Source organism: Arthrobacter sp. 1088, assembly GCF_031455315.1.
Taxonomy (GTDB): domain Bacteria; phylum Actinomycetota; class Actinomycetes; order Actinomycetales; family Micrococcaceae; genus Arthrobacter.
In genome coordinates this window covers 232,298-249,762 of sequence record NZ_JAVDSM010000003.1, presented here as the reverse complement: position 1 = coordinate 249,762, position 17,465 = coordinate 232,298, and the positions used below count along the sequence as shown (strand labels likewise).

Sequence of the window (17,465 nt, the reverse complement as noted above, 5' to 3'; positions counted from 1 at the left end):
GCTACTTGTCCAGCAACTCGTCGGCCTTGTTGGTGAAGGCCCGGGTGCCGAACATCATCAGCGCGGCCAGGAAGGGCAGAACACCCAGGGCGTATACACCCATGGTGCCTGTGTCCGAGGCCGTGACCTGGTTGACCGTGGTGCGAAGGATCGGGGCGACGAAACCGCCAAGGTTGCCCAGGGAATTGATCAGCCCGATACCGGCAGCCGCAGCAGTTCCGGTGAGGAACGCGGTCGGATACGACCAGCAAATAGGACCGGTCGACAGGAAGCTGCACACCGCCAGCGTGATGAAGATGATTCCCAACGCCGGCAGGTGGTTGGCGCCGGCCCAGGCGGAACCGAAGATGCAGAGGCCTGTGGAGACGAACAATGCGGTCCCCCAGCGGCGGCGGCGTGCCACAGTGTTTGCAGCCTTGCCAACGAAGTAGCAGGCAAAGATCCCGAAGAACCATGGGATAGCGGCAAGGAGCCCGACGGCGAGCCCCACCTTTTGGCCGGTGAGCTGGGACACCTGCTGCGGCAAATAGAACGTGACGCCATAGACAGCTACTTGCAGGCAGAAGTAGATGACGGTGAAGTACCAGACCCGGCCGTTACGCATGGAAGCCAGCACACCGCGCGGACCTGATTCTTCCTTGACGGTGTCTTCCAGTGCCATGACATCAGTCAGGGCTACCTTCTCTTCTTTGCTCAGGAACTTGGCGTCCTGTGGGCTGTTGATGAGGAAGAAGAAGGACGCGATGCCGGCCACGATGGCCAACGAACCTTCAACGAAGAACATGACCTGCCAGCCTGCGACGCCAGGAACCTGGTCACCGATGTTGATGAGCCAGCCGGACAGCGGAGCACCCAGCATCTGGGAGAGAGGCTGAGCCAGATAGAAGATGGCGAACATCTTCACGCGCACTTTGTTGGGGAACCAGGCGGCGAGGAACATGATGACGCCCGGGAAGAGACCTGCCTCGGTGACACCCAGCAGGAAGCGGAGAATGATGAAAGACGTCTCACCTTGGACGAAGGCGAAGCACGCGGACACTACGCCCCAGGTGATGGCGATGCGCGCGAGCCAGACTTTCGCGCCGAACTTGGTGAGCAGCAGGTTGCTGGGGATCTCGAACAATGCGTAGCCGATGAAGAAGATACCGGCACCCAGTGCGTAAGCACCTGCGGTGATACCTTTGTCCACCCCAAGGGCAGCTTCGGCGAAGCCCACGTTGGTGCGGTCAAGGAATGCCACCACGTACAGGATGACGAGCATCGGCATCAGCCGTAGCGAAGCCTTGGATATGGCCGACTTCAGAATCGGTGAATCCAGCAACTCCTTGGTGGAAGTTGAGGCAACGGACATTGAAACTCCTCTTTGAGCAATTCAGTTGGGGTTGCGATGGCTTAGGAAGCGCGCCATCAGCGCGGGAAGAAAATGAGCACCATGCCCACTGCGCAGGCAAGGACGCCCACGGCAAGGTAGATCTTGCGTTCTCTGGTCCAGGTCTTCATAACGTCAGGGGTCTTCACGGCCCGCCCTAGTGCATGTACAGCCCGCCATCCACATTCAGCGTCTGGCCGGAAATGTATCCGGAGTCCTCGCTGATGAGGAAGGCGATAGCGGCGGCGATGTCCCTGGTGGAGCCCACGCGGTTCACCACGAGGTCCTTGGTCAGTTCGTCCTTGCGTTCCTGGCTCAACGTGCCGCCCATGATGTCGGTGTCGATGGGGCCTGGTGAGATCGCGTTGACGGTGATGTCGTATTCGCCCAGTTCCCGGGCCGTGGCACGGGTCAGGCCGATCACACCGGCTTTGGCAACCGAGTAAGGGGTCTTGGAGAACGTGCCACCACCGCGCTGGGCGGAGACCGACGAGATGTTCACGATGCGGCCGATCCGGTTCTTGACCATGGATTCGGCCACCCGGCGGGTGGCGTAGTGGACACCGTTGAGGTTGATGTTCAGCACGCGGTCCCACTCGGCAGGTTCGAGTTCCAGATAGCCGATGGGCGAGCTGACGCCGGCAACGTTGGCCAGGGCGACGATCTGCGGCAGCTCCGCTTCCAGTTCATCGATGGCGGCCCGGACTTCGGCTTCGCTGGCGACGTTCGCGCCGACTCCGTGGGCCTGGACCCCATATTCTGCAGCAACTTCCTTGGCTGCAGCCTTGCAGGCGGCGTCATCGAGATCGATGATGCCGATGTTCCAGCCTTGGGCGGCCAGGTAGTTCACTGTGGCGCGGCCGATGCCGCGCTCGGAAACAGCACCGGTGACGATGGCGGTGCGTTCAGCGGGGAAAGACATGTGTTTTCTCCTGAAAAAGTTAGTTGATGGGTGCCGGGCCGAGCTCTTCAATGAGCTTTTGCATGGCGACGTAGGCTTTGTTCCGGTACGCGATGAGCTCCGGGGTGCGCTCGGCGGGGACGTTGAGGAAGCCCGCGCCGGTCTTGGTGCCGAGCTTGCCTGCCTCCACGAGGTCCGATAGGATCTTCGGCGTCGCAAACCGCTCCGGGAAGCCGGTCTGCAGGGACTTGTAGCAGAAGTTGTAAACGTCCAAACCGGCCATGTCCGCGATCGCGAACGGACCAAAGAACGGCAAGCGGAAGCCGAACGTCGTACGCACCAGGGTGTCGACGTCGTCCGCTGTTGCGATGCCCTGCTCCACCAGCTGCGCAGCTTCGTGGAACAGCGCGTACTGCAGGCGGTTGAGCACAAAACCCGTAACGTCCTTCACGACGGCGGTCTGCTTGCCGGCCGCGTGGACCAGCTCGCGGGAAGCGGCTACCGTGGCGGCGTCGGTGCCGGCGTGCGGAATCACCTCGACGCCGGGGATAAACGGCGACGGGTTGGAGAAGTGCACGCCCAGGAACCGCTCGGGGTTGGTCACGGCTTCTGCCAGGGAGGCAATGGAAATCGTTGAGGTGTTGGAGCCAATCAGGGCATCCGGGCGGGCAGCTGCGCTGATCCGGGCGAGCGTCTGATGCTTGATTTCCAGGACCTCGGGAACGCATTCCTCGATGAAGTCGGCGTCCGCAACGGCTTCCTCAATGTCCTTCGCGGCCCACAGGTTCTGCTTGAGGATCTCCGTGGAACCTTCAGGGAAAAGGCCATCGGCAATGAACTGGTCAGACTCAACCAGGAGGCGGTCGAAGTTCTTCTGCGCGATCTCGGCAGAGACATCAGCCAAAGCCACGCGCGCTCCGCCGAGTGCCAGGACCTGGGCGATGCCGCCACCCATGTAACCGGAGCCGACGACGGCGATCTTCCGGGCTGCGTTTTTCGCGGTGCCTTCGGTTGCTTCAGGAATGGTCATGATCAAACTGCCTTCGTGTAGTTGGGCTCGTAGGAGCAAATGGCGTCCACCTTCGCGGCGGAGGATGAGTTTTGGTCAAAGCGGTGGCCGAGCCACTCCCCTACGAGCTTCTTGGCCAGTTCCAAGCCAATCACCCGCTGCCCGAGCGTAAGGACCTGTGCATTGTTGCTCAACACGGACCGCTCCACCGAGTAGCTGTCGTGGGCGGTCACCGCACGGATTCCGGGGACCTTGTTGGCCGCAATGGCCACGCCCAGCCCGGTGCCGCAGATCAGGAGGGCCCGATCGAACTCACCGTCAGCTACCTTGCGGGCGGCATCGACTGCAACGTGGGGATAGGCCGTTGAATCGTTGGCACCGACTCCGGCATCGGTCACTGCTGCAACGCGCGGGTCGGATTCCAGCAAGGCCAGGAGTGCCTGCTTGTATTCCACTCCGGCTTCGTCGTTGCCGACGACGATGCGCCAGCCTTGTGTGTCGCTCATTCTTAGGCTCCGTTTCCGGCCGGAGACGCTGAAGCAGCGCTGGCCAGTAGTGAATCAATGTGTTGGGAGATCCTTGTGGCGATCAGGCCAAAGGAGACTGCCCCGGGATCCGGATGGCCGAGGCTCTTCTCGGCAAGTGGGCGCGCCCGGCCCTTGAGCGGCCGCAGTTCAGCGGTCTGCGCGGCAGCCAATTCAGCAGCCGCAGCGGCTGCTGCCAGTGCTCGATCAACGGGAGCACCGCCGTCGAGCTCTGTCAGGAAGGCGTCCCGGAATGGCAGGAGGGCGTCGACCATGGTCTTATCTCCGGGCTCGGCCTTGCCGAGTTCGGTGATGGCCAGGACGAAGGCCTTCACCGCGGCGGCGGCATCGCGGGACGAATACGATTCACGGTTGCCGAGTGCTTGGCCTGCCGCGATGACCGCCGAACCCCACAGCGCGCCGGACGTTCCGCCTGCCCGTTCGCTCCAGGCCTCGCCGGCCGCTGCAAGGACCCGCGCTACCGATGAGCCGGATGCGGCTTCGCCCGCAGCAGCCGCAGCGTCGACGCCACGACGCATCCCGATTCCGTGATCACCATCGCCGGCGATGGCATCCAGCTTGCCGAGCTCGTCTTCGTGTTCGACGACGACATCGCGGACCTGGCCGAGAACCGCCACGGCCTGCCGCCCGAGTTCCGCCGCCGCCTGGGTGGGCTGTTCGACGTCGGCGGTTTCGGCGTCGACGATCGCTGCCTCGGCGCGTGCTGCGCGGGGTGCCATGCTGCCCTTGCGGAAAGCGGGAGTATCGGCGGGAGCGGCCCAATACTGTTCGAGTTCATCGTCCAGCCAGAGCAGCGTCAGGGACAGTCCGGACATGTCCAAACTGGTCACCAGCTCGCCGCATTCCGGTTCAACAACGGTGAGGCCAGCGGCGGTGAGCAGCTTTTCGACCTTGCCGAACAGCAGGAAGAGCTCGTCGTACTTCACAGTGCCCAGGCCGTTGACGATCGCCACCACGCGATCCCCCGCGTCCTCAGGCTTGTCCGCGAGCAGCTTCGAAACCAGAAGCTGTGCAAGCTCGGACGCGGTGGGCATCGGGTGCTCGGAGATGCCGGGCTCACCGTGGATTCCAAGGCCCAGGGACATCTGCCCGGCCGGCACGTGAAACAGCGGATCCTTGGCACCAGGCAGCGTACAACCGTCGAAAGCCACGCCGAGGGACCGGGTCCGGTAGTTTGTCTTGATGGCCAAACGCTCGACGTCGTCAAGGTTCAGTCCCGCTTCGGCGGCGGCACCGGCGATCTTGAAGACCGTCAGGTCGCCCGCAATGCCGCGGCGCTTCCCGAGTTGGTCGATGGGTGCACTGGCGATGTCGTCAGTAACGGTGACAGTGCGCGTTTCGATGCCCTCGGCGTTGAGGCGGAGCTGTGCCTGTCCGAAGTGCAGGACGTCGCCAGCGTAATTGCCGTAGCTGAGCAGAACCCCACCTCCGGCATTGGCCGCTTTGGCCACGCGGTATACCTGGCCGGCCGCCGGGGAGGCGAACATGTTGCCGCAGGCCGAGCCGGTTGCGAGACCGGGGCCGACCAATCCGGCGAAGGCCGGGTAGTGCCCGGAACCGCCGCCGACCACCAACGCCACTTGCCCGGCAGGTACTTCGGTGGAGCGGACCACGCCGCCATCCACCCTGGCAACATAGCCCCGGTTGGCAGCCACGAAGCCGTCCAGGGCTTCATCGGCAAAGTCTGCAGGGTTGTCGAAAATCTGTGTCATTCCTTAGACTCCTGCGAATTCTGTCGCGGGCTGTTGCCGGCCTTGCGCGACCTGGCTCGTGCCGAGTTTGTAACCCTCGGTCTTCGGCAGGACGTGACGGCGCAGGTATTCCTGGTTGCTGGCCGTGACGCTGAGCCCGTCGCCACCGTAATGCTCGGTGCAGAGGATGCCCTGGAAGCCGACCGAGAGAGCGAACTTGAATGCCTCGCGGTAGTTGATAAGACCGCTTTCCATGGGTGCGGGCATGGTGATGTAGCTGTCACGGGCCACATCTTCGTCGCGGATGTAATTCTTCATGTGCCAGTAGTTGGAGTACGGCAGGGTCTTGGCCACCATCTCGCGCCAGTCCTCGATGGGACGGTGCAGGCGGATCAGGTTACCCAGGTCCGGGTTGAGGCCGACGTTGTCCAGACCGATGTCCTGGACCAGCTGCACGGATGAATCAGCGGTGCCGAGGTAGGTGTCCTCGTACATTTCCAGGGAGATGAGGATGCCGGCTTCTGCTGCGTGCTTGCCAAGTTCGCGGAGGCGGGACACGGCGTTGCCCCACGCTTCCTTGTCCCCTACCGGGTCCTTGTAACCCTCCACCGTCCAGAACCACAACTGCTTCTGCTGCTCCCGCGTGATGGCCTGGTGAAGTCCGAAGGAGACAACCTCGCATCCGAGCTCCGCAGCGGCCTCGATGGTGCGGTGGCTGTAGGCGAGGTTGTCGGCCCAGTCCGTCTGGTGGATGACGCTTCGGCGGATTGCGGAGATGACTGGCACTCCGATTCCCACTTCGTCAGCCGTCTGCTTGAACTCGGTCAGGCGATCCGTACTGAGATCGCCCGGACGGACCCAGCTGTCGGTGAGGTCCGCGTTGGCAAAGCCCGCCTCTTTCACTTCCTGGAGGACGCCCGCCCACACGGAAGCATCGGCGTCGTTGATGTGCCGCCCCGCAGCGTCGGTGCCGGGGAACTGCAGGAGGGCCGCGGTGATGGGCCAATTCTCGGCGGTATACGCCATGGTGAACACTCCTTCGTGGAATCCTGTTTCCTATAGGATTTACGAACCAAGCAAAGCTGTCAACCCTTTTCGCGAAACTTCCTAGATCCTATATGTCATACATATGTCTGTGAAGGGGGTCACGCTGCACATGAAAAAGGCCCGCCGCGTTCGCGGCAGGCCCTTAGGGATCGGTGGGTGTTCAGTCTTCGGGCGCGTCAGCCATGGCCCTACCCCGCACCTTTTCCACGTGCTGGATCATTGCCTCCGCCGCTTTCCCCGGATCTCCGCTGGACATCGCGTCGAGCACGGCTTGGTGTTCGGCGATAGCCTGCTCCGCATCCGTGATACCCACTCCCCCAAACAACCGGAAGCGCTGGATCTGGCCGCCCAGTGTGTTGTAAGCGGCAAGGAGAAACTGGTTCCTGGCTTGCGCCGCGATCAACTGGTGGAAACGCTCGTCAGCCTCGAGGTAGCTGCGGTACTCGGCAAACGTACCGCCCCTGGGTGCCGTCTTGAGATCCTCAACAGCCTGCTTCAATGCGTCCAAGCCTTCCGAAGTCATTCGCTCGCACGCCAGGCGGGCATTCACAGGCTCTATGGAAAGCCGTGCTTCCATGAGTTCCGCGAAGTCCTCCCGCGTGAACACGGGGGCTACGCGATACCCCTTCAGCGCTACGCGCCGCACCATGCCCGTATGTTCCAGTCGCGCCAGCGCCTCACGTACCGGAGTGGGGGAAACGTCCAGTTCCCGCGCCATTCCGTCAATGCTGACGGCCGCCCCGGGTTCGAGCCGACCATCCATGAGCCATTCGAGGAGGGCTTCATAAACGTGATCGGCCAACACCTGGCGGCTGACGGGAAAGCCGGGGCGGGCAAGAGCCGGCGAAGGTTCAGACATGCCACAAATCCTATAGGAACGGGCGCGCACAAGCCCGGGACGTCTCCCGCACCAGCTATCTCACCCTGTCACATTCCGCCCCGACTCCCCCCAACTAGGTCGCAGCAGAGCGCGTTTTGAGCCGTCAAAACGCGCAGTGCTGCGACCTAGTTGGGCGGGCACACGTTAAAGCACGACGCCGGCACTCGCGTGAGTGCCGGCGTCGCGGTCTTGCTGGGGTTCTGCGTGGTTAGTTGGCGTAGAACGGGTAGTCCGTGTAACCCTTTGCGCCCTCGGCATAGAACGTGGACGCATCCGGCTCGTTGAGCGGGAGGCTTTCACGCCAACGGCGGGCGAGGTCCGGGTTGGCAATGGCTGGGCGGCCAACCACAACACCGTCCGCGAGGCCATCGGCCACCAATGCAAGAGCTTCCTCGCGCGTCGTGATTTGGCTGAAGCCAGTGTTCACCAGGAACGTGCCGTTGAAGCGTTCGCGAAGATCCTGGACCAGGGCGCCCTTGGGGTCGTGGTGCAGGATGCTGAGGTACGCCAGGTTGAGCGGCGCAATGGTCTCCACCAGCACTTCGTAGGTAGCGCGGACGTCGGCTGCATCCGTCTCGGCGATTCCCTGCACATTGTGTTCCGGGGAGATACGGATACCCACGCGGTTTGCACCCAGTGCCTCAACCACCGCATTGACGGTCTCGATCACAAAGCGCGCGCGGTTCTCCGGGGACCCACCATAGCTGTCGGTCCGGATATTGGAGTTGGGCGCAAGGAATTCGTGCAGCAGGTAACCGTTGGCGGAGTGGAGTTCCACGCCGTCGAATCCTGCCTCGATCGCGTTCTTGGAAGCAGTGACGATCTCCTGGATGACTGACGGCAGCTCATCGGTGCGGAGTTCGCGGGGCACCGGGTAAGGCTGCTTACCATTGGGCGTGCGGACTTCGCCCTCGATGGCAACAGCACTCGGGCCCACGATTTCGTGGCCGCCCGTGATGTCGGCGTGCGAAACGCGGCCACCGTGCATGATCTGGGCGAAGATGCGTCCACCCTCCGAGTGAACGGCGTCGGTGACCGTCTTCCAGCCTGCAATTTGCGCTTCCGTCACCAGGCCAGGCTGGCCCGGGTACGACTGACCAGCCGGCGTCGGGTATGTTCCCTCGCTGACGATCAAACCAAGGGACGCGCGCTGCCGGTAGTGTTCGGCGATCAGTGACCCCGGAACTCCCTCAGCACCGGCCCGCAGCCGGGTCAAAGGCGCCATCACGAGTCGGTTGGGAAGTTCAAGCTCACCGAGGGCCAAGGGGGAAAACAGCATGCGCAGTTCCTTTCAGAATGAATCAGGTTCATTCTGGGCAACTGTGCAGCGTCTGCAACTATTCCGCTTGAGAGGCAGATCACAGACTGTTTAGCCTTGGCCCCGCAGCTTCATGGCGTCGTCGAAGCATTCGCAAAGGGCCAGCACGGCAACCAGGTGCGCTTCTTCAGCATGCGGCGGATCAGTGTCGATGCAGATCGCCTCGTTGACCGCCTGGGCAAGGTCTTTGGACTCCTTGCCGGTCAACGCCCAAACACGTGCTCCGGCGGCTTTGGCAGCGGCAGCGGCCTCCCGGAGATCATCCGTGATTCCCTTCGCAGCGAGCAACACCACGATGTCGCCGCGGCGAACCTGCCCTCGAATCTGGTCGCTGATGCTTGCGCGGTCGCCGTCATTGGCGCTATTGCTGACAGATATGGCCTTGAAGGCAGAACCATCGCCGGGCGAACCATAATTGGCATCGTGGGCCGCCAGTTCGGAGGTGAATCTCTGTGCCTCGTGGGCAGAGCCATCGCTGCCGGCAGCAAAAACGCTTCCGCCACGAAGACGGACACGGGCCAGTTCCTCACCCCATTCAGCGAGCCGCGACGATTCACGGCGCAGGGCCGCTACCGCGGGGCCGATCTCGCCCAAATGGCCAAGAACGACGTCAACTGCATGCCTCTTTTGCCTTGAATCCGTCGGGCGCACCACCTGTCCCGGTCGCCTTACCACGATGCTCACTTCCTGCCTCCGTTTCACCGTAGGAACTTACACGTTCCTATCTCCGTCCCGCCTGGAACTGTCCCGCACAGAGTCGTCCCGCAAAGGCTCTTCCCTGACACTTTCCCGTGCCGAGCGATCCCGTGTTAGCCGTTCGTCACGCGAACCCATGTCACGGTCACGTTCACGATCGGTGTCGTTCTCCCGGTCGCGGCCGGTCCTGACATCGGGGTCCACCTTGTCGGCATGGCGCAGGTGCTCCTCAACGCGGCCACTGGCTTCTTCGGCCTTTTCCGCGTGCCGGTCGGCTTCGCGCCGGAGCCGGTTGGCCTCGACTTCTGCCTGAACGGCAGCTGCTTCGGCTTGTGCCGACTGGGCCTTCGCCTGGTGTGCGCCGACGGCTTCCTGGTCTGCCTTCTCGCGCAGTTCCCCTGCCCGACGGCGATTGAGCTCGGTCTTCTTCTTACGCCCAACTACTACCGCAATAATCACAGCTGCGACTACGACGACGGCCAACACGATGATCAATACCAGTTGTCCTGTGTCCATGTGGATTGCCTCCCTCGCGAACGGCTTTGTTTGGGCGCCGCCCCTAGCCCATGCTGTGCTTAGTACCCAAAGTTGTACCCATCCCGTGCTCGTTCCAAACGCTTTATGATCACGTGGACAGCTATCTCCTCTCAGCTTAACACCAATTATCAGGTTACTTACTAAGTGGCGCGCGCAGGTGACCCGGGACGGTCGCTGCGGACCGCCGTCGTTCTACTGCTGCAAAATCAGGCGCGTTTAGCTGCCCGTCGGCTCTGGATGCTCCCTGGCGCGCTTCTCCTCCGGCGTCTCGCCGCTTTCATCAGGGATGAAGGTAGGGTCCACTTCGGTAGTGAAGTCACCCGTCCCGGCGCTGCTGCCCTCATGCTCGACGTCGGCAGGTACCGCGGGCTTTGAGGCTTCAGCGGGCGCTGCGCTTTCGGAAGACGTTTGGTCCGGTTCGCTCAATGCTTCGCTCATAGCCTCAATCTAGGCCCGGCATCCGGGGCTGTCGAGGCTACCGAAGACCTTGTGCGCCGCTGCCAACTCTGCTTCGCTGGGAAGGTCTCCTGCAGCGCGGGACACCTCCAGCCCCCAAAGCAGGGAGAGCGATTGTGAAAGCAGTGACGTGGCAAGGAAGACGCTCAGTGAGCGTTATTGATGTCCCCGATCCCACTATCCAGGAACCCACGGATGTCATCGTCCGAATAACATCTTCAGCCATTTGCGGCTCGGACCTGCACCTCTATGAAGTCCTGGGCCCCTACATGCACAAGGGCGACGTCATCGGCCACGAGCCCATGGGAATCGTCGAAGAAGTGGGTCCGGAGGTCCACCGGCTCAAGAAGGGCGACCGGGTAGTTGTGCCCTTCAACATCTCCTGCGGCCGGTGCTACATGTGCAACCAAGGCCTCCAGTCGCAGTGCGAAACCACGCAGGTCAAAGCCAAGGGCACAGGGGCCGCACTCTTTGGATACTCCGAACTCTATGGCTCTGTCCCGGGTGGCCAAGCACAGTACCTGCGTGTGCCTTTCGGGGACTATGGGCCCATCAAAGTAGATTCAGACCTCCCCGATGAACGCTATCTGTTCCTCTCGGACATCCTGCCCACTGCGTGGCAGGCCGTGGAATACGCGAACGTCCCCGAGGGCGGCACGTTGGCGGTTATGGGACTCGGCCCCGTGGGCCAGTTCGCCTCCAGAATTGGCCTCCACAAGGGTTTCCGTGTCATTGGCGTAGATCCCGTTCCCGAGCGCCGGGCCATGGCGGAAGAACATGGGGTGGAGACCATGGACTACAGCCCGGACGTTGCAGCCCAGATCCGCGAACAGACCCTCGGCCGGGGCCCGGACGCGGTAGTGGATGCAGTGGGCATGGAAGCCCACGGCTCCCCGGTGGCATCATTCCTGCACCGGGCGGTTTCCCTGCTCCCTGACAAGCCGGCGCAGGTAGCCATGGAGACGATGAGCGTGGACCGCCTTGCTGCCCTCCACACAGCTGTGGATATGGTGCGCCGCGGCGGCACCGTTTCACTCAGCGGCGTTTACGGTGGCCAGGCCGATCCCATGCCGCTGATGACCATGTTCGACAAGCAAGTCCAACTCCGCATGGGGCAATGCAACGTCCGCAACTGGACTGACCAGCTGCTCCCCTTGGTAGAGGACGACGCCGATCCGCTGGGAGTCATGCATCTGGTCACCCACACTGGTGGTTTGGACGATGCACCGGACTTGTACGAGAAATTCCAGAAGAAGCAGGACGGCTGCATCAAGGTGGTGCTCAAGCCCTGATTTCGTGAAGGATCTCATTGATGGAACTGCCTGGCTGGCTATACCGGCTGGATACCAGGAGGCTCCCTATGCGAGGTGCCTCCCGCCGGTAACCCCAATAACCGAGCCGGAAATGTAGCTGGACTCCTCTGTCGCAAGGAGCACATACGTCGCGGCAAGTTCAGCAGGCTGACCGGCCCGGCCGAGGGGTGTGTCCTGCCCGAACTTTACGATCTTTTCCTCCGGCTGGGTTGGTGGCTGCAATGGGGTCCACACCGGCCCCGGAGCAACCGCATTGACCCGGATTCCCTTAGGACCGAGGGACTCTGCCAACGAGAACGTCATGCTGTTGATGGCTGCCTTGGTGGCGGCATAATCAATGAGCGAGGGACTCGGATGGTAGCCCTGGATCGATGAGGTGTTGATGATCGATGACCCCGGCTGCAAATGAGGCAAGGCCGCCTTGGTAAGCCAGAAGAGCGCATAGACGTTGCTCTTGAAGGTCCGGTCGAACTGTTCGCTGGTGAGGTCTTCGATCCCCTCGCTGGTAGTCATTTGGAAACCTGCGTTGTTGACCAGGACATTCAGCCCATCAAATTCCTCGATGGTTTGGGCGATGACTTCCTGGCAGAATTCCTCGTCCCGCAGATCCCCCGGCAGCGCGAGGGCACGGCTGCCCGCGGCCTCGATCAACTGGACGGTCAATTCGGCGTCCTGTTCCTCTTCCGGCAAATACGTGAACGCCACATCTGCGCCTTCACGGGCGAAGGCAATCGCCACGGCTTTCCCAATCCCGCTGTCGCCGCCTGTAATCAAGGTCCGGAAACCCATCATCCGGTGATGGCCCACGTAACTTTGCTCCCCGTGATCCGGGCGCGGAATCATTGCCTCGGTCCAGCCCGGGTAGTCCTGGGTTTGCGGTTCGAACTCCCCCGACGGATACATCGTCCGTGGATCTGATGCCTCTTCAGGATCCTCCGCCGGGTTCAGGACGTGGTTTTCCAGCGCCATCACGATGTCCTCGTCGAGGTCGGTTGTTGACTCGACCTGCCCGGCCTCTTCATTCCGCTCATCCTGTGCCATGCCTCATTCTAAGCACCCTGACTATTCGCGTGCAGCGTCAGCCCAACTAGGTCGCATTAGATGCCGTTTTGAGGGCCCAAAACGACATCTAATGCGACCTACTTGGGGCAGCGCGCCTATTTTTGAGCCGGCAGCACCAGTGCGCCTGACTTATCCGTGGGCAAGGCAAGGGAAGAGATGAAGCGGGGTTCGCCGTCGGGACCGTCCTGGCCTGAGCGGAGCATGTCCGGGCGTTCGAACTCAAGTCCGGTGATGTGGCAGAGGAGCTTCTCGTCGCTGGGGTTTCCGTCGGCGTCGAACATGGGAAGGTCAATCCCGTCATCGGCGCGGCGGAGGTAGTAGCGGCCACGCGTCGCCAAAGCCAGGACCGGGGGAAGTACCAAAGCAAGGACGACGGCGAAAATTGGCGAGTACGGCTGCACTCCGGCACCGAAAGCCCCAAAGAAGACCGCGATGGACACCCCCGCCGACACCAGCATGGAAACGAAACCGACCGGGTTGACGGCGTAAAGCATGCCCCGGCGGAACTCAGGAACCTTGGGCGAGATCTTCAGGAGGTACTTGTTGATGGCGATATCGGAGGCGACTGTGACCACCCAGGCCATGGCGCAGTTGGCGTAGAAGCCAAGGATCGTGTTGAGGAACTCGAACATGTTCGACTCCATGAGGACCAATGCGATCACCAGGTTGACCACCACGAACACCATGCGGCCCGGGTAGGTCTTGGTGATGCGGGTGAACGAATTAGTCCAGGCAAGCGAGCCGGAATAGGCATTGGTGACGTTGATCTTGATCTGCGAGATGACCACCAACACAACGGCAAGGGACATCGCGAGCCACGCAGGCATCATCTCCTGGTACACGCCCAGGAACTGGTGGACTGGTTCGTTGGCGTGCACGGACGCGGCGGGGTCCAGCCGGGCGATCAAGTAAATGGCAATAAACATGCCCACGACCTGCTTGATGGCACCGAAAATAACCCAACCGGGTCCGGCAAGAATTACGGCACGCCACCAAGCGCCTTTGTTCTCCGCGGTCTTGGGTGGCATGAAGCGCAGGTAATCGATCTGCTCGGCGATCTGGGCCATCAGCGAAAGGCAAACACCGGCAGCCAGCATCACGGAGGCAAGGTTGGTCCCGCCCCCGCCCGAAGCACCGGTGTACGCGAAGAAGGCGTCGATGCTCTCCGGGTGTGACAGCAGCAGATAGCCAACGGGAACCACCATGAGCAGCAGCCACAAGGGCGTGGTCCACACTTGCAAAGTAGCAAGGGTCTTCATCCCGTAGATCACCAACGGAATGATGATGATGGTGGACACGGCATAGCCAAGCCATTGCGGGACGCCAAGCCCCAATTGCAGGCCCTGGGCCATGATGGAGCCCTCGAGGGCAAAGAAGATAAAGGTGAAGGTCGCGAAAATGATGTTCGTGACCACTGAACCGTAGTAGCCAAAGCCTGACCCGCGCGTGATGAGGTCGAGGTCGATGTTGTAGCGGGCGGCGTAGTAAGCCAGAGGAAAGCCCGTGGCGAAGATGATCACTGCGGCCACGATGATGCCGACGATCGCGTTCACGGTGCCGTAGGCGATGCCGATGTTTGCCCCGATCGAGAAGTCAGCCAGGTAGGCGATCCCGCCCAGCGCACTGGTCGCCACCACACCCGCGCTCCACTTCCGGTAGGAGCGCGGGGCGAACCGGAGCGTGTAGTCTTCCAGGCTCTCCTTCGCCGCGCTCATCGCATCGGCGTTCCCCGCCGTCGTAGCTCTTTGGGTGTCTGTCAGAACGTCGCTCATCCGGGCTCACTTTCAAGATTCGTGGTCGGTGCTTCGCCAACGACGCTAGTCACGCGGCGGGTCAAATCAGTCACAACGATGTTTCACAGCTGTAACTTCTGCACCAGCTCTTTCACCCCTAAGCCATAAGGGCGCTCCAAAAACCGTGAGTCCACTTTGTGCGGACCCCACAAAATCGCGTAACGCGCCCACGGATACCGTCAAGTCCATGACGACCCAAACAACTGATCGAACCCCAGCAGGCGCTGCCTACGCCATCCTGGACATCGCACGCGAGCAGGTCCTTGAGCGTGGTGAAGGCCTCAACGAAGCCCAACTTGTGGAGATCCTCCAACTTCCTGACGAAGCGATACCCGCGGCCATGCAGCTCGCCCACGAGGTCCGGCTGAAGCACTGCGGCGAGGACGTCGAGGTTGAAGGCATCATCTCCATCAAGACCGGCGGCTGCCCTGAAGACTGCCACTTCTGTAGCCAGTCCGGCCTGTTCGATTCCCCTGTCCGAGGCGTCTGGTTGGATATCCCCGAGCTGGTGAAGGCCGCCAAGGAAACAGCCGCCACCGGCGCCACGGAGTTCTGCATCGTCGCAGCTGTGCGTGGCCCGGACATCAAGCTCATGAACCAGATCAAGTTCGCGATTGACCGCATCAACGAGGAAGTTGAGATCAACATCGCCTGCTCCCTGGGGATGTTGACCCAACGCCAGGTCGACCAGCTGGCCGAGTGGGGCGTCCACCGCTACAACCACAACCTCGAAACCGCCCGCAGTTACTTCCCCGAGGTCGTCACCACACACAGCTACGAGGAACGGCTGGACACCTGCAACATGGTCAAGGCCGCCGGCATGGAACTGTGCTGCGGCGCCCTGATCGGCATGGGCGAAACCCTGGAGCAGCGGGCCGAACTCGCCGCCCAGCTGGCGGCTTTGGAACCGCACGAAGTTCCGCTGAACTTCCTCAATCCGCGCCCTGGAACGCCGCTGGAAAACCAGGGCATCATGGACGGCAAGGACGCCCTCCGCGCCATCGCCGCCTTCCGGCTCGCCATGCCCCGCACAGTGCTCCGCTACGCTGGCGGCCGCGAACTGACCCTCGGGGATCTCGGAACCCGCGATGGCTTGCTCGGCGGCATCAATGCCGTGATCGTGGGCAACTACCTCACCACCTTGGGCCGCCCCGCCACCGCCGACCTGAACCTCCTGGTGGAGCTCAACATGCCCATCAAGGAACTCCAGAAGTCACTATGACCGCGGTTGGCGCAATGACGGCGGACTACTGCGGGCATTGCGGGGGCGCGCTTGCCGGCACCCAAGGCGAGCGCCCGACGTCGGACCCCCACCCGACATCGGACCCCCACCCGACATCGGACCCCCACCAGGGCTGCCAACAACGGTTGGCGATGGAACCGCCCAGGTATTGTGCGCAGTGCCGCCGCCGGATGAAGGTCCAGGTGACGCCGCTGGGATGGTCGGCAGAGTGCTCGCGTCACGGACGGTTGTCCCGATGACGTCGCTGATCGAGCGGGAGTCCCTGATCGAGCGAGGTTCCTTGATCGAGCGCGATCGGGCGAGCCTGTGGCATCCTTACGCTCCGGCGTCCGGGACGCTGCCGCTCTGGGAAGTTGAAGCGGCCGACGGCGTGGCGCTGCGGCTTCGGGACGAGGACGGCCGAAGGCATGAGGTACTGGATGCAATGTCGTCGTGGTGGTCGGTGATCCATGGGTATCGCCATCCTGTGCTGGATGCCGCGGTTCAGCGCCAGTTGGAGTCCTTCAGCCATGTGATGTTCGGTGGGCTGACGCATCAGCCTGCAGTGGATCTTGCGGAGAACCTGCTGGCGCTGGCACCAGGCGAGCCCGGCCGTCGGTTGGAGCGCGTGTTCCTGGCTGATTCCGGTTCCATCTCAGTGGAGGTTGCCCTGAAGCTGGCGGTGCAGTTCCAAACAGCGTCCGGGCGTCCACAACGGCAGCGTTTCCTGACGGTCCGCGGCGGCTATCACGGCGACACGTTCGCGGCGATGGGCGTGTGTGATCCCGTTGACGGTATGCACTCCGCGTTCCCTGGCTTGCTGGCGGATAACGTGTTCGCGCCGCGTCCTCCAGCCGCGGCGACGGCCAGCCCAGCAGTTATCAGTGAGTGGCGGACATCAGTTGAGGAGCTGGCACGTGAGCATTCCAACGAGCTCGCCGCGATCATTGTGGAACCTGTCCTGCAAGGGGCCGGAGGGATGTTCATCTACCCGGCAGAGTGTGTGCGAATCCTCCGTGAGGTGGCTGACGAGTATGGCCTGCTGCTCATCCTGGACGAGATCGCCACTGGTTTCGGACGAACAGGCGAGTTGTTCGCGGCGAACCATGCCGGCGTTGTCCCGGACATGCTATGCGTCGGCAAGGCGCTCACGGGTGGGTACATGACGCTGGCCGCAACGTTGTGCACGGGTGAGGTTGCCCAGATGGTCTCCAATCGTGGTGCTGGGGCACTACTTCACGGCCCCACGTTCATGGGCAACCCGCTCGCATGTGCCGTGGCCAACGCGAGCCTCGGACTACTGCGGGACGGGGATTGGTGTGCGGACGTTGACCGCGTAGGCGCAGGCCTCGCGGAGGGCTTGGCCCCGGCGTTGGGGCTCGACGGCGTCAGGGACGTCCGCACGATCGGGGCGGTGGGCGTCATTGAGTTGGCGGACGCGGTGGATGTCGCTGCAGTGACCCGGGCTGCCGTGGAGCATGGCGTGTGGGTCCGCCCGTTCCGCAACCTCGTCTATACGATGCCGCCGTACATCAGCTCAACCTCCCAGATCAGGACCATCACCGCGGGCATGGTGGCGGCAGTCTCCGCCGCCGCAGAGAGGATGGGGGCCAGAGCATGAGCGTC

Annotated in this window: 16 protein-coding genes; 3 read left to right on the top strand and 13 right to left on the bottom strand. The window is 62.4% G+C overall.

Going from position 1 to position 17,465, the window contains the following annotated elements:
- Window position 1: 1 nt before the first annotated feature.
- The 11 genes from J2Y41_RS06075 to J2Y41_RS06025 form a co-directional block, all read right to left on the bottom strand.
- Window positions 2-1,351, bottom strand: coding sequence for an MFS transporter (locus tag J2Y41_RS06075; RefSeq protein ID WP_224166659.1), 1,350 nt, complete (start codon window positions 1,349-1,351; stop codon window positions 2-4).
- 175 nt (window positions 1,352-1,526) lie between these two features.
- Window positions 1,527-2,291 (bottom strand): SDR family oxidoreductase, encoded by a 765-nt coding sequence (locus J2Y41_RS06070; protein WP_309927133.1) that lies wholly within the window; start codon window positions 2,289-2,291, stop codon window positions 1,527-1,529.
- 19 nt (window positions 2,292-2,310) lie between these two features.
- Window positions 2,311-3,300, bottom strand: a complete 990-nt coding sequence (locus J2Y41_RS06065) for a 3-hydroxyacyl-CoA dehydrogenase family protein (protein WP_224091301.1) — start codon at window positions 3,298-3,300, stop codon at window positions 2,311-2,313.
- Window positions 3,301-3,302: 2 nt separating this feature from the next.
- A complete protein-coding gene (locus tag J2Y41_RS06060) occupies window positions 3,303-3,785 on the bottom strand; it encodes a ribose-5-phosphate isomerase (RefSeq protein WP_224091300.1) in 483 nt (160 codons plus the stop codon).
- A gap of 2 nt (window positions 3,786-3,787) precedes the next feature.
- Window positions 3,788-5,536: a dihydroxyacetone kinase subunit DhaL gene (gene dhaL, locus J2Y41_RS06055; RefSeq protein ID WP_309927130.1), complete on the bottom strand. Its 1,749-nt coding sequence runs from the start codon at window positions 5,534-5,536 to the stop codon at window positions 3,788-3,790.
- A 3-nt stretch (window positions 5,537-5,539) separates the two neighbouring features.
- Window positions 5,540-6,541: a sugar phosphate isomerase/epimerase family protein gene (locus tag J2Y41_RS06050; protein WP_309927127.1), complete on the bottom strand. Its 1,002-nt coding sequence runs from the start codon at window positions 6,539-6,541 to the stop codon at window positions 5,540-5,542.
- 181 nt (window positions 6,542-6,722) lie between these two features.
- The gene (locus J2Y41_RS06045) at window positions 6,723-7,421 is read right to left on the bottom strand and encodes a GntR family transcriptional regulator (protein ID WP_224091297.1); all 699 of its coding nucleotides are present in this window, start codon (window positions 7,419-7,421) and stop codon (window positions 6,723-6,725) included.
- 229 nt (window positions 7,422-7,650) lie between these two features.
- Window positions 7,651-8,721 carry an alkene reductase gene (locus tag J2Y41_RS06040; RefSeq protein WP_309927125.1) on the bottom strand — a complete coding sequence of 357 codons (1,071 nt, stop codon included), beginning with the start codon at window positions 8,719-8,721 and terminating at the stop codon, window positions 7,651-7,653.
- Between the two features lie 90 nt (window positions 8,722-8,811).
- Window positions 8,812-9,444: an SIS domain-containing protein gene (locus J2Y41_RS06035; RefSeq protein ID WP_224091293.1), complete on the bottom strand. Its 633-nt coding sequence runs from the start codon at window positions 9,442-9,444 to the stop codon at window positions 8,812-8,814.
- A gap of 27 nt (window positions 9,445-9,471) precedes the next feature.
- Complete coding sequence (locus J2Y41_RS06030; RefSeq protein ID WP_309927122.1) at window positions 9,472-9,972, bottom strand: hypothetical protein; 501 nt, start codon at window positions 9,970-9,972, stop codon at window positions 9,472-9,474.
- A gap of 237 nt (window positions 9,973-10,209) precedes the next feature.
- Complete coding sequence (locus J2Y41_RS06025; RefSeq protein ID WP_309927120.1) at window positions 10,210-10,431, bottom strand: hypothetical protein; 222 nt, start codon at window positions 10,429-10,431, stop codon at window positions 10,210-10,212.
- A 134-nt stretch (window positions 10,432-10,565) separates the two neighbouring features.
- Between J2Y41_RS06025 and J2Y41_RS06020 the strand changes: the two genes are divergently transcribed.
- Window positions 10,566-11,741, top strand: coding sequence for a zinc-dependent alcohol dehydrogenase (locus J2Y41_RS06020; protein ID WP_309927118.1), 1,176 nt, complete (start codon window positions 10,566-10,568; stop codon window positions 11,739-11,741).
- A 66-nt stretch (window positions 11,742-11,807) separates the two neighbouring features.
- Here the strand turns inward: J2Y41_RS06020 and J2Y41_RS06015 are convergent, their stop codons facing one another.
- Both J2Y41_RS06015 and J2Y41_RS06010 read right to left on the bottom strand, forming a co-directional pair.
- Entirely contained in the window at window positions 11,808-12,803 is a 996-nt protein-coding gene (locus tag J2Y41_RS06015; protein WP_309927116.1) for an SDR family oxidoreductase, read from the bottom strand.
- A 116-nt stretch (window positions 12,804-12,919) separates the two neighbouring features.
- Window positions 12,920-14,596, bottom strand: coding sequence for a hypothetical protein (locus J2Y41_RS06010; protein WP_309927114.1), 1,677 nt, complete (start codon window positions 14,594-14,596; stop codon window positions 12,920-12,922).
- Window positions 14,597-14,804: 208 nt separating this feature from the next.
- On the opposite strand from J2Y41_RS06010, the gene bioB reads away from it, so the two are divergent.
- Window positions 14,805-15,839 (top strand): biotin synthase BioB, encoded by a 1,035-nt coding sequence (gene bioB, locus J2Y41_RS06005; protein ID WP_309927112.1) that lies wholly within the window; start codon window positions 14,805-14,807, stop codon window positions 15,837-15,839.
- 256 nt (window positions 15,840-16,095) lie between these two features.
- Complete coding sequence (gene bioA / locus J2Y41_RS06000; RefSeq protein ID WP_309927110.1) at window positions 16,096-17,460, top strand: adenosylmethionine--8-amino-7-oxononanoate transaminase; 1,365 nt, start codon at window positions 16,096-16,098, stop codon at window positions 17,458-17,460.
- Window positions 17,461-17,465 lie beyond the last annotated feature (5 nt).

Bases quoted from the DNA above. Each gene is read 5' to 3' on its own strand.
- J2Y41_RS06075 (WP_224166659.1), bottom strand. From the start codon at position 1,351: ATGTCCGTTGCCTCAACTTCCACCAAGGAGTTGCTGGATTCACCGATT.
- J2Y41_RS06070 (WP_309927133.1), bottom strand. From the start codon at position 2,291: ATGTCTTTCCCCGCTGAACGCACCGCCATCGTCACCGGTGCTGTTTCC.
- J2Y41_RS06065 (WP_224091301.1), bottom strand. From the start codon at position 3,300: ATGACCATTCCTGAAGCAACCGAAGGCACCGCGAAAAACGCAGCCCGG.
- J2Y41_RS06060 (WP_224091300.1), bottom strand. From the start codon at position 3,785: ATGAGCGACACACAAGGCTGGCGCATCGTCGTCGGCAACGACGAAGCC.
- dhaL (WP_309927130.1), bottom strand. From the start codon at position 5,536: ATGACACAGATTTTCGACAACCCTGCAGACTTTGCCGATGAAGCCCTG.
- J2Y41_RS06050 (WP_309927127.1), bottom strand. From the start codon at position 6,541: ATGGCGTATACCGCCGAGAATTGGCCCATCACCGCGGCCCTCCTGCAG.
- J2Y41_RS06045 (WP_224091297.1), bottom strand. From the start codon at position 7,421: ATGTCTGAACCTTCGCCGGCTCTTGCCCGCCCCGGCTTTCCCGTCAGC.
- J2Y41_RS06040 (WP_309927125.1), bottom strand. From the start codon at position 8,721: ATGCTGTTTTCCCCCTTGGCCCTCGGTGAGCTTGAACTTCCCAACCGA.
- J2Y41_RS06030 (WP_309927122.1), bottom strand. From the start codon at position 9,972: ATGGACACAGGACAACTGGTATTGATCATCGTGTTGGCCGTCGTCGTA.
- J2Y41_RS06025 (WP_309927120.1), bottom strand. From the start codon at position 10,431: ATGAGCGAAGCATTGAGCGAACCGGACCAAACGTCTTCCGAAAGCGCA.
- J2Y41_RS06015 (WP_309927116.1), bottom strand. From the start codon at position 12,803: ATGGCACAGGATGAGCGGAATGAAGAGGCCGGGCAGGTCGAGTCAACA.
- J2Y41_RS06010 (WP_309927114.1), bottom strand. From the start codon at position 14,596: ATGAGCGACGTTCTGACAGACACCCAAAGAGCTACGACGGCGGGGAAC.
- bioB (WP_309927112.1), top strand. From the start codon at position 14,805: ATGACGACCCAAACAACTGATCGAACCCCAGCAGGCGCTGCCTACGCC.
- bioA (WP_309927110.1), top strand. From the start codon at position 16,096: ATGACGTCGCTGATCGAGCGGGAGTCCCTGATCGAGCGAGGTTCCTTG.